Raw genomic sequence first — 14,940 nt, forward strand, 5'->3', positions numbered from 1 at the left:
GTGCTTTTTTCAGTTATTTTATTTAACTGGATGCTTTTTGAACGCCACAGTTACTTTTTACAGTTTTTCTTTTTGATTAAGAACTTTTTTTAAACAATTAAGTCCAGTAGAATATGTATCTTGCTTCACACTTTTTGGCACTTTTGATTGAAAATACGGTTCGTAACGAGAAAGGCACGATTTATGTTGCTTGCGGTATCTATTACTGTGAGCCAGATTTGCTACGCCATTTCAAACCATAACTTTTATGAACTTGCCCTAACAATATTAAGTTATAGTAAATGGTCGAATACAACCCGACCCACCATTTGTGTCATTGACAACCCTGATGCAGCCGTACAATTCCAGACCAGTATTAAACAGCTCAGCTATGATTATCAGGTACAGGCTGTAACAGCCAAAGACTTTGCCAAGTCAGAGTGCCACGTTGCTTATTTTTCTACAACAATACCTCAGCAGCAGCAAAGCTTGATTCAAGCCTATCCATCCCGTTCTTTGCTGTCACTGAGTACCAATAACCCTGCCTGTGAAGTCGGCAGTATTTTCTGTTTATATAATAAAAAAACTTTTTCTACCTTTAAGGTTAATTTGGATGCTTTAAGTTATTCCAAAGTTCACATCGACCCTCGCGTCTTGATTCTGGCAAAGAATGCGGAGTAGTTAAAGTGATTTCGAATTTATATCAATCCACTTCATTACATGCGCTGTTCCGTAAATCACAGTTTACGATTTTTGCGATTACCTTTGTGATCTGTTCATTTACCTTTGCCACCATCTCCATGTTTACCATGGAAACCTACGCGAAGCAGAATCTACAGTTACTTAGCCAAACTGTGCTTGAGCGGATTCAACCCGCTGTGGTTTTCCGCGATAAAGGGGCAATTGACCAGATACTGGATGATTACACGACTGAGCATGCAATCCGTAGTATCCATGTCTATGATCCACAAAACCAGTTACTGGCAGAAAGCACCAAGAAAATTGCCCATCCCACTTTTCTGCAAGGTTTGTTGGACAAATGGTTTTTGCATGATCCAGTTCGACTGATGATTGTGCATCACAAGAAAAAAGTGGGCGAATTGGTGCTATACGGTAGCTCTGAGAATATTCTGCATTTTCTCATCACCATCATTATTGGTCTGGCCATTTCAATGATCTTTATCGTGATTGCCCTGTTATGGTCAGTGAACTTGACCTATCGACAAATTATGCAGGCCATTAAACCCTTAACGCATATTGCCCAGCTAGTAAGTGATCAGAAAGCGTATAATTTACGTTTTCCCAATAACCACATTAAAGAGTTTCAAAACTTAAACACCGTATTTAATGAGCTTCTGGAAGAGATTCAGGTTTGGCACACCCATCTTCAAAAAGAAAACCGCCAGCTCTCATTTCAGGCACATCATGACCAGTTGACAGGTCTGCCGAATCGTCATTATTTTTACAATGAATTACTCAATATTTTTGAAAACCCGCAATACCGTCACAATTCAGCCTTATTGTTTATTGATAATAATAAGTTTAAGGCGATTAATGATGAGTATGGCCATCTCGCAGGCGATGCTGTTTTAAAGGAAATGGCGACACGCTTAGGGCAGTCCGTTCGGCATGAAGACTTTATTGCCCGTTTGGGTGGTGATGAGTTTGCAATTATTTTACATACCATTCACCATGCCGACCACTTGCAGGCAATTGCCGAAGCCTTGCTGGGAAGTTGCAAGGAACCCTTGGATTTTAACGGTCAATTGATTCATTTTGGTTTTAGCTTAGGTATCGCATTCTCCCATTTTGCAGAAAATCCAGAAGACTTGGTTATGCAGGCCGATCAGGCGATGTATAAAGCTAAAAATTTAAACCCGCATTGGTTTCTTTATAAACCAGAAATTTAGGACATGCTATGTACACCCACACCATTAGAATTTCATTTATAGCATTACTTTGCCTAACATTGGCTGGCTGTTTAAGTTTTGGTCCCCTGAAATATCGTCAGGTCAAAATGTTGAAGAAAGAGGGTTTCGTCCTTACCGATGAGGGCTGGAGCCTGGGTTTACCTGAGCGTTTGCTGTTTGACTTTAACAAGGCGGACATCAAGCCTGAGCATGCACAAGAGATTAACCGTCTGGCGCAACAACTGAATAAATACGATTTGCACAAATTAAAAATTGTGGGTCATACCGATGATATTGGTAATCCAGAATACAACCAGAAATTATCTGAGGAACGCGCCCAAAGTGTTGCCTCGATCTTTGTACAGCAAGGTTTTAAACAAAATGACCTGACTGTGGTTGGGCGTGGTTCAAGCCAGCCATTTGTACCAAATACATCTGATGAAAACCGTGCCAGTAATCGTCGGGTTGCGGTTATTATCATTCCATAATCTGGTTTAACCCATAAAAAAAGCTGACTTCATTCAAGTCAGCTTTTTTATTTATATCAACTCAATAATATCAATGGTGGGGGGTACACGAAACCGAAATGGAACGCCCACCATCCCAGTTCCCACCGTCACAAATACATCCGCATGCTCATGTGAGTAAAAGCCTTTTTTATGCCCCAAAATCGAAACCCGTTTCATAATGTAGTTGGTGACCCACGGCAGTTCAATTTGTCCGCCATGTGTATGTCCAGACAGCATCAGAGGATGGCTTGGCAATTCTGGCACCATATCCACCGTATCGGGATTATGGGATAAAATCAGCCACGGCTTATCCTGTGGCAACTCAGGTAAAAAACGCATATTGGCCTTTCCTGCCCACAAATCCCCGATGCCAACCAGACGGAATTCATCAAACTCAACAATCTTGCCCTCAATATCCATCACATTGTTTTCAGACAGCGCTTTTGCCAATAGTTCCTGGATTGGTGGCCCTGGATACTGTTCATCATGGTTGCCTGACACAGAATAAACAGGCATCTGTATTTCCCTTAGCACCGCCAGTTCCTGTACCAAACGATTTTCAGGTTCATAGGTCCAGTCTCCAGCCACCACAACAAAATCAGGCTGCTCCTGATTCAATTTTCTGACAATGGTTTTGAGTTGGCGCTCATGTCCTGAAAACAGTCCCACATGCATATCCGCAACCAATGCCACTTTTACAGGCTTGGTAAATTCACGCTGTGGATTTAAACGATATTGATGGTATTTCACATGAATTTGATGTGGTTCAATGAAACGCGCATAGACCAACACACTGCTTAGCAGGAATACAAAAATGGTTTGATGGAGTGTGTAGTAACCTGACCAACCTGCATAGAGGCTAAAAAACCAAAGTGGCACCAGCAAATAAGACAGGTAAAAAGCCAGCAAATGCACAAATGCCTTAAACGGATGGATGGTTTCGGTGCGAGCCTGATGTACCCAGGCCTGAATCAGTGCCCATAGCGCAAGTACCGCAAACAGGAGATAGAAAACTAAAATAACTGTATCTGAATTTAACAGTGCAGAGCTCATTCACCTCACCTCAGGGGGCAGTTATCACATCTCATATTTATATTTTTCGATGAAATGCTATACTCAAGCCCAACTTTTAATCAGTAACGATTATGACGCAATTTGCCCGTATAAATCACAAACATACGAAAATAAGTACAACTACTTACAATAAAAGTATGCTTGCGATTTATTGCAGTATTGCGATCACGGTAACAGGTTGCAGCACCTTACCCAAACATAAAATAGAGTCCATTCCTGAAACCACATTACAGGTTGACACCGCCCAGACCACACTGGCACAAATCATTCAACCCTTGCAAGAACAGCATCCTGACCTTACGGGTTATCTGGTGTTGTTTGAGCCACTGGAAGCCCTGGCTGCCCGCCTGCGCCTGATTGACAAGGCGGAGAAAACACTGGATTTACAGTATTACATCTGGGACAACGACAAGGTTGGCGCACTGGCGCTGCATGCGCTGATTCGTGCCGCAGATCGTGGGGTCAAGATTCGCCTGCTGATTGATGACAACAATGCCAAATCAACCGAGGGAATTTTTCTGGCATTGGCACAGCACCCCAATATTGAAGTCAAGCTGTTTAACCCCTATCGTTTTCGGAAATATCGTGCGCTCGACATGATTCTGGACCTGAAACGCATCAACCGACGCATGCACAACAAGAGCTTCATCGCAGACCATCAGGTTGCCCTGATTGGCGGGCGCAACATGACCAACCAATATTACAATGTCAGTGACAACTACCAGTTCTCTGATGTCGATGTGATGCTGGTTGGCACGGCGGTGAAAGATATTTCCCATTCCTTTGATGAATACTGGAACCATGAATATGCCTACAAGGTGCAGGAAGTGGTCAAGCAAAGTGCCCATCATCTTAGCTATGAAAGTTTAAAAAGGCAGCTTGATGAGCACTACAAGCGGGTTACTGTACAAAACTATCTGGATTTAACCAGCAACTCTCAGGCCATTGACTCGCTGATAAGTCGGGATATTCCTCTCGATTGGGTCAAGGCGGAAGTGGTCAAGGATTCACCCGACAAGATTAAGTCCAAGGCAAAAAAGAAAGAACACCTCAACTTTCAGCTTATTCAGCATCTTGAACAACCTGAAAAAAATGTTGACCTGATTTCTGCCTATTTTGTTCCTGAAAAAAAAGGGGCAAAAATGCTGACCGATTTGGCAGAGGATGGCATTAAGGTTCGGGTTCTGACCAACTCGTTCAAGGCCAATGACGTTGCAGTGGTTCATGCATTTTATGGCAAGTATCGGCAGAACTTATTGGAACACGGTGTACAGCTCTATGAATTTTTACCTGCGCTGGATAAAAATGATCTGGACAAACACACCGAGGATTTGGCGAAAAAGGCCAAGGTCAGCATCAAGGGGTTAAGCCGTTCAAGCCTGCATGCCAAATTGATGGCACTGGATGAAAAACAGGTTTTTATTGGTTCGTTTAATTTTGACCCACGCTCGGCCTATCTCAATACTGAGATTGGTGTGCTGCTCAACAGCCCTCCACTTGCCCAGGCAGTCCACACCACAATGGATGAGAACCTCAGCAAGTATGCCTATCAACTGGTGCTGGATGCCAACAAGAAAATCACCTGGCAGCGCCAGACACCCCAAGGCCCTGTTATTTATACCAAGGAACCACGCATGAAATGGTGGCAAAGGGCTGGCATCAAGATTCTTTCATGGCTGCCAATCGAGGGATTTATGTAGTCTCCGTGCCATCTGGCATCACCTTAAGTACCTTACGTTGCAACTCCAGCAAACCTGCACGCATTTGCTGTTCAACTTCCCTGGTCAAGGTCTCCACGGTATGCCCTGTTACAGGAACTGCGGGCAATGTCAGTAGGTGAGCTGTGACCTTGGGCATTTCCAGAACGCGCTGCACATGCTCCGCAAAAGTCATTTCACCAATAAATGGGGCCACCATGTCCAGCTCACCATTCTGGTTGACATAGCAAATCACGCAAATCTGGACTGGTCGCTGGGCCTCAATAGCGGCTCCAAGCAATCTGCCATGTACTTTTTTAACCTTTGTGCCATCTGTGGTGGTGGCCTCAGGGAAAAACAGCACGGGAATATCCTGTTTTAAAAACTCGGTAATCTGCTCACGAATCCGAATGGAGTCACCCGAACCACGTTTAATGAACAGGGTTCCACCACCCTTTGCCAGATTTCCTAAAATGGGCCATTTTTCTACCTCGGCTTTCGCCAGAAAGAAAATGCGGGCACCTGAACCCAGTACCGCCACATCCAGCCATGAAATATGATTGCTGACCCAAAGTGCGGGTTCACGGGGAATGGCACCATGAACCTGTACCTCAATATTGAAGACTTCACACAAACGGCGGCAAAAATACTGCACATAACGGGTATTTACAGGATTATTGGGATCTTTATACAGGCCATGACGATAGATGAGATAAAAGCCTTCACCAATCGTTTCAAGGCCTGCGGCCAATTTCTTGCTATATAGACTGAACTTAGAGAATAAACTGAATGGTGGGTTGTTTACTGCTGGTGTTTCTTGAGTCATAAATCATCAAAACCGTATGCATGTATGCATTAAATTAGCGAAGTTATATCATGCCCATATCCACTTATAAATGTTGTGACCATAATAAAAAACGAATGTGGGGATAAATTTTTTCAATTTTAAATGTTTTATCAGATCAATTACCATAAATAAATCGAATTTACAGATTTAAAGGTGATGCGATGAATCCACATGCCAACACATCAGAATCACAGACCACCATTCCTTATGGCTATGCGCTCAGAATGTTTTTAGGCTGGTCAATCCTGTATATGGGAACATTGATTGGTTTTATTGAGCTTTTACGCCGAAATGTCATCTAACGCCACTTAGTCTTTGCCCTTTGCTTTAAGTTTATTTTAGAATAAGACTTCAATACTCAGGATATGAGAACGCGTGGAAAATTTTGAGCAGCATCAAGGTGGTGAACGGGCAATTTTAGTCAGTGTGGCTGTACAACTGCTTGATGACCTGGATGCTGAAGAGTTCCGATTGCTCGCTCAATCCGCTGGCGCTGAAATCCTTGAACATATCTCCGTGCAACGTAACAGGCCTGACCCTAAATTCTTTATTGGTTCAGGTAAGGTTGATGAAATTGCGGAACTAGTCAAAGACCTTGAAGCTGAACTGGTGATTTTTGACCACTCACTCTCCCCTGCCCAGGAACGCAACCTGGAACGGGTGCTGAAATGTCGGGTGATTGACCGTACAGGTTTAATTCTGGATATTTTCGCCTTACGTGCCCGCACCCATGAGGGGAAGCTACAGGTCGAACTGGCCCAGCTTAAACATTTGTCCACCCGTCTGATTCGTGGCTTTACGGGCAATCTGGAACAGCAAAAAGGGGGAATTGGTCTACGTGGTCCAGGTGAATCACAACTGGAAACAGACCGCCGACTGATTCGGGTACGCATTACCCAACTCAAGGAAAAACTGGTCAAGGTTCAGCAAACCCGCCTGCAAGGCCGCGCCGCGCGTCAAAAAGCGGCGATTCCAACCATTTCACTGGTGGGATATACCAATGCGGGAAAATCAACCTTATTTAACATCTTGGCAAAAAGTGACGTTTATGCTGCCGACCAACTGTTCGCAACCCTAGATCCTACCTTACGGCGTTTGGACTGGGATGGCATAGGTACAGTTGTTCTGGCGGATACGGTTGGATTCGTTCGAAACTTGCAGCACGATCTGGTTGAGTCATTTAAGGCCACTTTGGAAGAAACACTGGAAGCAACCTTGCTGCTGCATGTGATTGACAGCAGCAGTCCCAACATGACTGAGCAGATTGAAGCAGTGGAGTCGGTACTCAAGGAAATTGGTGCCGATGCCCCGATTCTGCATGTCTACAATAAAATCGACCTGAGCGGTGATGCCGCAAAAATCATATATAAGGCACCAGACCTACCAGATCGTGTTTATGCTTCAGCACATTCAGGACAAGGCTTGGAATTCTTAAGCCAGGCGGTACAACAATGTTTAATGGGGCAGCTACAACACTTTGACCTTGTACTAAAACCTGCCTACGGTAAACTGCGCACCCAGCTCTATACCCTAAACGTAATTCAGTCTGAACACCATGATGATCACGGCGACCTGCACCTGTCAGTCTGTATTGCCCCGCATAAGCTGGAGCAACTCATTAAACAGGCACATTTACCATTAGACGAAATTCTTGGAAAAAAAGCTTCCTTGTTTGAGCATCCTTTGGAAGAATTTGAACGGAAAGACCATTCATCACTATAATTACGATCACCCATCGTTCAGATCGACGAGAGTAAAAAGCACATGAAAGATATTGATTGGGCAGCCTGGTTTTGCACGATTTTATTGATTGTCGTATTTCGTGAGGGTGCCGTCCTGATCACCAAAGCCTTTCATCACCCTGAACTGGGCAATCTGGTGGGGTTGATTACGCTACTCACCACCCTGCTGATCTGGAGGAGGTTTAAAAAAATCTCCAACCGCCTGATTGATACCAACAACAAGATCATGAAAGAAAGTGCATTTGCGTTTCTGCCGATTTGTGCAGGCTCGCTGATCATGCTGGTTCATCTGGGCAAGGAAATTCCTGTGTTTCTGTTTGTGCTCACCCTAAGCACCTTATTGCCATTATGGATTTACGCAAAAATGGCAAAACGCTGGTTATAGAGGTCGTTGTTTATGTTGATGGTTATTTATGGCTTCGTGCTCACCCTGATCAGCTATCTGCTTGCAAAACCACTGAATAAAAGGGTTCCACAGATTCCCCTGATTGTGTTTGCCATGTTCATCGTCATTGGCTTGTTGGCAGTTCTCGGCATTCCCTATGAACACTACATGAACAACGTCAATGATGTGTTTAACCACTTGCTTGGTTATGTCACGGTTGCCCTAGCCATTCCTTTGGCTGCCATGCGTTATGATGATTTACCCATCAAGTCCATGATTGGAATTTTATGTTTTGCCAGCATCAGTGCGGTTGCCCTGCCAATGGGACTGGCGTATCTGCTGCATATGTCTGAACCGACCATCATGGCCTTTGCCACACGTGCGGTGACCACACCAATTGCACTTAACATTGCCACACTGCTACATGCCCCGTTGATGATGGTTTCACTGATTGTGATTTTATCAGGTGTGATTGGAGCGGCATTTTCACCGTGGATATTAAAACATATCCATGATGAACGTGCCTCTGGCCTGGCGCTCGGTCTGGCTGCCCATGCCATTGGCACGGCACAGGCATGGCAGCGTGGTCCTGTCACAGGTCGCTATGCCGCATTTGGTATGGCAGTCAATGGCGTGTTTACAGCCATTTGGCTACCCACCTTTATTTTGTCTTTGTCTTAAAATTTGCCGCAAATATCACATAAAGATTGAACTAGTTGTCAAATATCCTACATAATGGAGTTTCAAACGTTAAAAGGATTTTTAATGATGATGGGCAAACAACTTATAGGTGCATTACTCTTATCAGCAGTCAGTAGCTTTTCTTTTGCGGAAGACATTACGGGTCTTTGGCAAACGATTGATGACAAAACAGGCGCACCCAAAGGACTTGTTGAGATTCGTAAAGAAAATGATACTTATGTGGGCAAAATCGTCAAAGTCACCCCACGCGCAGGCTATACACCAAAGGAAACCTGTGTAGACTGCCCAGCGCCTTATACCAACAAGCCTATTGTTGGCCTGGATGTAGTGACAGGTCTAAAGTCTACAGATGGTCTTAACTATACCAATGGCCGTATTCTTGATCCAAATACAGGCAAAATCTACAGTATGAAAGCCAAGTTAAGCGCAAATGGTAAACGCCTGCACTTGCGCGGTTATCTGGGTGTATCTGCATTAGGCCGCAACCAGATCTGGATTCGCGCCGAATAAACCATGATGCTGTAATGCACCCACCATCTTATATTTGATCATTTTTGATCACGGTTTAATCAAAAAAAGCCGCTTCGTTGTCATTCAAACCGAGGTGGCTTTTTTATTACGCCCTCAAAAATTCGTTGAAATTTCAATTATTAAAAAAGCGAACAATTGTAAAATAATGATTGAATCTATTATTAGAAATCCGAAATAATAGAAAGACAGTGATAGGCAGCAAGGAGGCTTAAGCATGTACTCAAAACTCGTTACCTTTTTTGTCCTATTTGGTCTTAGCCAACTGGCCTTTGCTCAAGATATTACTGGTATTTGGCAAAGTATTGATGACCTCACGGGCGCACCTAAAGGTCAGGTCGAAATTATCCAAGAAGCGGATGGCACCTATACAGGCAAAATCATCAAAATCACTCCACGTACAGGTTATACACCGAAAGAGTTCTGTACGGGCTGCCCTACCCCTTATACCAACAAACCGATTCTGGGTTTAAATGCAATTACCAAGCTTAAACACAAGAAAGACCTCACCTATACAGGCGGGCGAATTCTGGACCCGAACAGTGGCCGTGTATATAGCCTGACTGCAAAACTCAGTACAAATGGACAACGCCTGCATTTACGTGGCTATGTCGGGGTTTCTGTATTGGGGCGCAGCCAAATCTGGATTCGAGTCAATTAAAATTTAAACAATAAAAAATAGCCCTGCATGACAGGGCTATTTTTTTAACGGCAAAACCTAAAATTTAACGGCCTTGCAATGCTGCATAGTCCAGCAGCACATTTGCCGCTTCGGTAATAAATGCCTCTTCCTCTGGTAAAGGCGGACGCAGATGAGCTTTCATCTTGGCACGTGACTCAACCAAGGCATCAATAGAGGCCTGGTAGCTTTCCCAGTTTGCATAAGGTGGCTGCCCTGTTGCAGCTCGGCGTTGATTCTCAGCATCCAGCGTTTGCTTTTCCAGATCAACCAGTTCAGCACGACGCTGGTCAATATCCAGTACCACTTTCTTCTCATCAGCGGTCTTCTTGGCAAGCGTTTTGCGTGTCTCCAAATACTTAAACTGCGGGTCTGTCGCAACACGCTGTTCAGAGGTCTGGTTCAGTTTAGCCACATACGGCTGTACCGAACCTTCACGCTTGAATGGCGCTGTTGGAATGGTGTCCCACTTCAGGGCATTTTTGGCCTTACGCTCGCCAAACTCCTCATTGTAGATATCCACCAGTCGAATATCAGGAATCACGCCTTTATTCTGGGTACTGCCCCCTGTAACACGATAGAACTTACGCTGGGTCAGCGTTGCCTGACCATGTGCCAAAGAATCAAGTTGAACCTGAGCGGTTCCCTTGCCTGTGGTGGTACTGCCAATGATGATGCCGCGTTCATAGTCCTGAATCGCCGCAGAATAGATTTCACTTGCCGAAGCAGAGGCCAGGTTCACCAATACCGCCATTGGTCCAGCATAAATTTGTTCACCGCCATCGGTGTCTTCAAACACATTGACGTTGCCATTGCCATCACGGATCTGAACCACTGGGCCTGACTTAATCACCTGCCCCAGCATACGGGCAACCTCTTCCAGAGAGCCACCTGGGTCATTACGCAAGTCAACCATAATGCCTTCGACTTTCTTGGCTTTCAGTTCTTCAAATGCTTTTGCAGTATCTTCAGACACTGAACGATACTCAGTGCCAGCACGGCGTGAACGATAGTCAAAATAGAATGATGGTATCTCAATCACACCAAAGACATGCTTCTTGCCATCACGCGTGATTTCAACCGTACGTGAGCGAACACCCGCATCCTCTTCCTGAATCACATCACGTGTCAGTGTGACATTACGCGCCTGACTCATGGCTGCGCCAGCACCCAGCAAGCGTACCGTGACTTTGGTACCACGTTTACCACGAATCAGCCCCACAATCTCAGAACTAGGCCAGCCGATGACATCGACCATTTTATCGCCATCCTGGGCAACCCCAATAATGCGATCTCCCGACTTCACTTGACCAGATTTACTGGCTGGACCACCCTCAACGATGGTTTCGATCTTGGTGTAGTCCTCATTGCCACGTTCAGGACGAATCGAAACGCCAATCCCCTCAAGCTGCAAGGTGGTCTGACGGTTCAGCTCCATCGCATCAATCGGTGGATAATAATTACTGTGTGGATCATAGGTTGCCAACATTGCATTCAATGTTTTATCCAGCACATCATCACTTTTTACACGACCAATACGCTCTAGCTGACGTGTATAGCGCTTGGTCAGGGTCTGAACAGGGGTTAAGTCTTCAGGCCCTGTCAGGTCCTGTCCATTGGCAAGCGATGGATTGGCCTTTAACGCCTTTTGCTTGGCCTGCTCCTCTTCCTTACTGATGGTCAGGTTAATCAACTGTGACACCAGCATGCCCTGCCAATGACGCTGTTGCTCGGCAGTTGTTTTGAAATAAGGTGCCTTTTCACGGTCAATATCAAGATACACATCTTTCTGATGCAGATTCTGTGGTTTCTTGAGTTCAGCCAGCATGTATTCGTAAAACTGTTTCAAACGCTCACGATATTGCCCATGAATGGCAAAAGGCCCTGTTAAGTTGCCTGCCTTCAATGAGCTGCCAAAGGTTGAGCCGTACTTATTCTTATATTCTTCAACCTCACCACTAAGAAACAGCGAATGGTCTGGATCAAGGCTGTCCAGATACATATCCAGAATACGGTTTGAGGTGGCCGCATCCAGACGCATGTTTAAGTAATGCTGACGGTCAACCAATGTTGCCAACTGACGCGAGACCAATGCTTGTTCTTGTGATGGCTTGATCGTTGTTGAAACTATTGGAGCTTCTGTCGCCGCAAATGCCTCATTTATGGTATGAGAGAAAAATAAACCACCAGTCGCAATTGCAACCGCACACGCTATCATTTGAAGTTTCATAAAATTTTGGTGCTTCCTTGGATATGGCAATTATTACACAGGGACAATGTCAATATGAATGCCATTCATTCAACATCTTGGCAACCCGTATAACTTATTCATCAATATCATGTCGTTTTATCATATTCTGTACTGACAAAATGTAGCAAATCATTGCACAATTTATCCAGAGGGTCTGTTGATATTTCAACCATGCTTGCGTTATCGGCTAAAACCACGCAAACAAGGCATGAAACGCAGACAATGGCGACTCCCTTGTCCAGTTTCATAACGAAGTTTGAGGCAGTTTTAGCCATAACCCTGCGGGACAGGGATATTTTTTGCCGTTACTGCGTTATGTCTTGCTCATTTAGGAGAGCTAAATTTCGCAAAACATGCCTTGTATCAGCTAAAAAATATCCTCTGTCGCAAGCATCTGTGAAGTATGAACAGACCCTAATATTTATATCAAAATTCAAACGGAATCACTATGATCGGCGCATTGATGCTGGATATTGCTGGCACAGAACTTACCCAAGAAGATATTGAACTATTACAGGCTCCGCAAGTCGGCGGCATGATTTTATTTGCCCGAAATATTGAATCCCCTCAACAGGTCCGTGCATTGACAGACCATATGCGGCAGGTGCGCCCTGACATCCTGATTGCCGTTGATCAGGAAGGTGGCCGTGTACAACGTTTAAGACAAGGTTTTACCTTGCTTCCAGCGATGGGACGACTTGGAGAGCATTATCTGCACAGCCCGCAGCAGGCAATTGAACTGGCTGAACAATGTGGCTGGTTAATGGCAACTGAAGTACTTGCGGTGGGAATTGATTTCAGCTTTGCGCCTGTTTTGGACCTGAACGATATTAGCGATGTGATTGGTGACCGCGGTTTTGCCAAAAATATGCAGGACATCGTGCCGCTGGCAGGTGCATTTATGCAGGGCATGAAAAAAGCAGGCATGGCAACCACTGGCAAACATTTTCCAGGTCATGGTTCAGTCAAGGCAGACTCGCATGTGGCGGCGGCAATTGACAGCCGTCGCTATCAGGAAATTTACGACAAGGATATGCAAAGCTTTATCCAGTTGATGCCTCAGTTGGATGCATTGATGCCAGCCCATGTGATCTATGATCAGGTTGATCCTAACCCAGCAGGCTTCTCTCCTTTCTGGCTGCAAAATGTCTTGCGCCAGCAGCTCAGGTTTGATGGGGTTTTGTTTTCGGATGACCTGAGTATGCAGGCTGCATGTGTGGCAGGCGGTGCGGATGCGAGGATTCAGGCTGCATTAAACGCGGGTTGTGATATGGGTCTAGTCTGCAATGACCGTGCGGCAGCATGTACCGCGCTGGATGGCATTCAAAACCTTGCCTTGCCAAACCAGCAACGATTGGAGCGTATGCGCGGTAAAATTCCAGAGATTCAGATCGGTACTACCCTCACTTTGGACGAAACTTGGCAAAACGTCAGAAAAGTCATTGAAGACTTTAAGAATTCGTTTTAAGTTGTGTCTAAGAATAAGTTGGCGCTGCCTTAGAAGCTATATCTAATCAGATACTTTTTATTATAGGTAATGCCTTGCTTTTCAGGGATGAAAAGTAACGAAAATCCTTTTTTGATCAGCTTTGCGTTGTTTTTAAAACAGTTCAGGCTGGTCAACGAGGGCATCCATGTCGCTTCATGAGAGTAAATAACAAACTTAAAGTCTTATTTGAATGAAAGGAATCTTCAATTTAAAAAAGATTTATTTCATTTCCCTAAAAATAAGATAAAAACAGAGTCTAGGACAGATGACACAACAACTTTCAAAACATCGCCATATTTCATTTACTGCACATTACACAGGCTATATCTGGTATCAAATGGGAATTTCTCATCCAGCATTGGCAACGGCAAAAGGGAAAACGCTTGCCGCCCTAGTTCATCCAATTGAAAGCTGGGCAGAGAAATATGTGGGTGGTAGTATGCGTACCACGCTAAAACAACGCCACACCATGCTCGACACCCATTTGCAGTCCCTAATTCAGCAGCATCCTGATTTACAGGTGCTTGAGATTGCCTGTGGACTCTCCCCTCGTGGATGGTGGTTTAGACAGCATTATCCAGACATTACTTACCGTGAACTTGACTTGCCTGACATGGCTGCGACCAAACAGGCGGCACTACAAAAAATTGAAAGCGAAACTGATGAGGTGCTTTCAGTCGATTTATTCACGGATGCGTTCGCTTCCGCCTTTCAGGTATTTGATCCTCAACGTCCATTGGTGGTGATTAGCGAAGGCTTGATTAACTATTTTGAGAAACCATTATTGCAACAACTGATTAAAGCCATTGCTACCTATGGCAAAGACTTTAAAGAACTGCATTATTTAACTGACCTTTATCCAGAACCGACCCAAAATAAACTCGCCACCATCATCTGGAATAGCAGCCGTTTATTGAAGTGGATGTCCCGTAGTGCCTTTAGTTTCCACTTTCAGACTCCTGTTGAAGTCGAACAGTTTTTTCATGAAGCTGGCTTTAAACAGGTAGAGGTTCTACAGCCCAAACAGTTTTTTGATCAAATTTCCCTGCAAAACAGTCAGCAGCACTTGGGTGATCTGGTCTGGACAATTCAGGCAACCAATAAATAATCTCTACAAAAAAGAGAAGTGGAATACACCACTTCTCTTT

The 14,940-nt window shown here is 44.6% G+C and carries 15 protein-coding genes; 12 read left to right on the plus strand and 3 right to left on the minus strand.

The genetic code is table 11. From position 1 onward, the window contains the following. Positions 1-186: 186 nt before the first annotated feature. The 3 genes from N5J47_RS15140 to N5J47_RS15150 are packed head-to-tail and all read left to right on the plus strand — an operon-like array spanning position 187 to position 2,377. A complete protein-coding gene (locus N5J47_RS15140; protein ID WP_279958775.1) occupies positions 187-660 on the plus strand; it encodes a YfiR family protein in 474 nt (157 codons plus the stop codon). A gap of 5 nt (positions 661-665) precedes the next feature. Then, positions 666-1,889, plus strand: a complete 1,224-nt coding sequence (locus N5J47_RS15145; protein WP_279958549.1) for a diguanylate cyclase — start codon at positions 666-668, stop codon at positions 1,887-1,889. Positions 1,890-1,897: 8 nt separating this feature from the next. After that, complete coding sequence (locus N5J47_RS15150) at positions 1,898-2,377, plus strand: OmpA family protein (protein ID WP_279958550.1); 480 nt, start codon at positions 1,898-1,900, stop codon at positions 2,375-2,377. 51 nt (positions 2,378-2,428) lie between these two features. On the opposite strand, the gene N5J47_RS15155 is transcribed toward N5J47_RS15150, so the two are convergent. Continuing rightward, on the minus strand, positions 2,429-3,439 hold the full coding sequence (locus tag N5J47_RS15155; protein WP_279958776.1) for a metallophosphoesterase: 1,011 nt from the start codon (positions 3,437-3,439) through the stop codon (positions 2,429-2,431). Positions 3,440-3,543: 104 nt separating this feature from the next. On the opposite strand from N5J47_RS15155, the gene N5J47_RS15160 reads away from it, so the two are divergent. Continuing rightward, complete coding sequence (locus N5J47_RS15160; protein WP_279958551.1) at positions 3,544-5,172, plus strand: phospholipase D family protein; 1,629 nt, start codon at positions 3,544-3,546, stop codon at positions 5,170-5,172. On the opposite strand, the gene N5J47_RS15165 is transcribed toward N5J47_RS15160, so the two are convergent. Further along, on the minus strand, positions 5,165-5,995 hold the full coding sequence (locus N5J47_RS15165; RefSeq protein WP_279958552.1) for a lysophospholipid acyltransferase family protein: 831 nt from the start codon (positions 5,993-5,995) through the stop codon (positions 5,165-5,167). The two genes, N5J47_RS15160 and N5J47_RS15165, sit on opposite strands and share 8 nt — an antisense overlap. A gap of 182 nt (positions 5,996-6,177) precedes the next feature. Between N5J47_RS15165 and N5J47_RS15170 the strand changes: the two genes are divergently transcribed. The 6 genes from N5J47_RS15170 to N5J47_RS15195 all read left to right on the plus strand — a co-directional run bounded on the left by N5J47_RS15170 (position 6,178) and on the right by N5J47_RS15195 (position 10,034). Then, a complete protein-coding gene (locus tag N5J47_RS15170) occupies positions 6,178-6,318 on the plus strand; it encodes a hypothetical protein (RefSeq protein WP_267980598.1) in 141 nt (46 codons plus the stop codon). Positions 6,319-6,391: 73 nt separating this feature from the next. Next, positions 6,392-7,738: a ribosome rescue GTPase HflX gene (gene hflX, locus N5J47_RS15175; protein WP_279958553.1), complete on the plus strand. Its 1,347-nt coding sequence runs from the start codon at positions 6,392-6,394 to the stop codon at positions 7,736-7,738. Positions 7,739-7,780: 42 nt separating this feature from the next. Further along, positions 7,781-8,143: a hypothetical protein gene (locus N5J47_RS15180; protein ID WP_279958554.1), complete on the plus strand. Its 363-nt coding sequence runs from the start codon at positions 7,781-7,783 to the stop codon at positions 8,141-8,143. Between the two features lie 12 nt (positions 8,144-8,155). Further along, positions 8,156-8,824, plus strand: coding sequence for an LrgB family protein (locus N5J47_RS15185; RefSeq protein WP_279958555.1), 669 nt, complete (start codon positions 8,156-8,158; stop codon positions 8,822-8,824). Between the two features lie 90 nt (positions 8,825-8,914). After that, positions 8,915-9,355: a DUF2147 domain-containing protein gene (locus tag N5J47_RS15190; RefSeq protein WP_267980869.1), complete on the plus strand. Its 441-nt coding sequence runs from the start codon at positions 8,915-8,917 to the stop codon at positions 9,353-9,355. Positions 9,356-9,590: 235 nt separating this feature from the next. Further along, entirely contained in the window at positions 9,591-10,034 is a 444-nt protein-coding gene (locus N5J47_RS15195) for a DUF2147 domain-containing protein (RefSeq protein WP_279958556.1), read from the plus strand. A gap of 64 nt (positions 10,035-10,098) precedes the next feature. On the opposite strand, the gene N5J47_RS15200 is transcribed toward N5J47_RS15195, so the two are convergent. Further along, a complete protein-coding gene (locus N5J47_RS15200) occupies positions 10,099-12,282 on the minus strand; it encodes a carboxy terminal-processing peptidase (protein ID WP_279958557.1) in 2,184 nt (727 codons plus the stop codon). A 469-nt stretch (positions 12,283-12,751) separates the two neighbouring features. On the opposite strand from N5J47_RS15200, the gene nagZ reads away from it, so the two are divergent. Together nagZ and N5J47_RS15210 are read left to right on the plus strand one after the other, a co-directional pair. Next, positions 12,752-13,771, plus strand: coding sequence for a beta-N-acetylhexosaminidase (gene nagZ, locus N5J47_RS15205; protein WP_004683210.1), 1,020 nt, complete (start codon positions 12,752-12,754; stop codon positions 13,769-13,771). 286 nt (positions 13,772-14,057) lie between these two features. Next, on the plus strand, positions 14,058-14,900 hold the full coding sequence (locus tag N5J47_RS15210; RefSeq protein WP_279958558.1) for a class I SAM-dependent methyltransferase: 843 nt from the start codon (positions 14,058-14,060) through the stop codon (positions 14,898-14,900). Positions 14,901-14,940 lie beyond the last annotated feature (40 nt).

This window comes from Acinetobacter sp. GD03645, assembly GCF_029845285.1.
Lineage (GTDB): Bacteria > Pseudomonadota > Gammaproteobacteria > Pseudomonadales > Moraxellaceae > Acinetobacter > Acinetobacter corruptisaponis.

Bases quoted from the DNA above. Each gene is read 5' to 3' on its own strand.
- N5J47_RS15180 (WP_279958554.1), top strand. From the start codon at position 7,781: ATGAAAGATATTGATTGGGCAGCCTGGTTTTGCACGATTTTATTGATT.
- nagZ (WP_004683210.1), top strand. From the start codon at position 12,752: ATGATCGGCGCATTGATGCTGGATATTGCTGGCACAGAACTTACCCAA.
- N5J47_RS15195 (WP_279958556.1), top strand. From the start codon at position 9,591: ATGTACTCAAAACTCGTTACCTTTTTTGTCCTATTTGGTCTTAGCCAA.
- N5J47_RS15170 (WP_267980598.1), top strand. From the start codon at position 6,178: ATGAATCCACATGCCAACACATCAGAATCACAGACCACCATTCCTTAT.
- N5J47_RS15160 (WP_279958551.1), top strand. From the start codon at position 3,544: ATGACGCAATTTGCCCGTATAAATCACAAACATACGAAAATAAGTACA.
- N5J47_RS15210 (WP_279958558.1), top strand. From the start codon at position 14,058: ATGACACAACAACTTTCAAAACATCGCCATATTTCATTTACTGCACAT.
- N5J47_RS15185 (WP_279958555.1), top strand. From the start codon at position 8,156: ATGTTGATGGTTATTTATGGCTTCGTGCTCACCCTGATCAGCTATCTG.
- N5J47_RS15190 (WP_267980869.1), top strand. From the start codon at position 8,915: ATGGGCAAACAACTTATAGGTGCATTACTCTTATCAGCAGTCAGTAGC.
- N5J47_RS15200 (WP_279958557.1), bottom strand. From the start codon at position 12,282: ATGAAACTTCAAATGATAGCGTGTGCGGTTGCAATTGCGACTGGTGGT.
- N5J47_RS15165 (WP_279958552.1), bottom strand. From the start codon at position 5,995: ATGACTCAAGAAACACCAGCAGTAAACAACCCACCATTCAGTTTATTC.
- N5J47_RS15150 (WP_279958550.1), top strand. From the start codon at position 1,898: ATGTACACCCACACCATTAGAATTTCATTTATAGCATTACTTTGCCTA.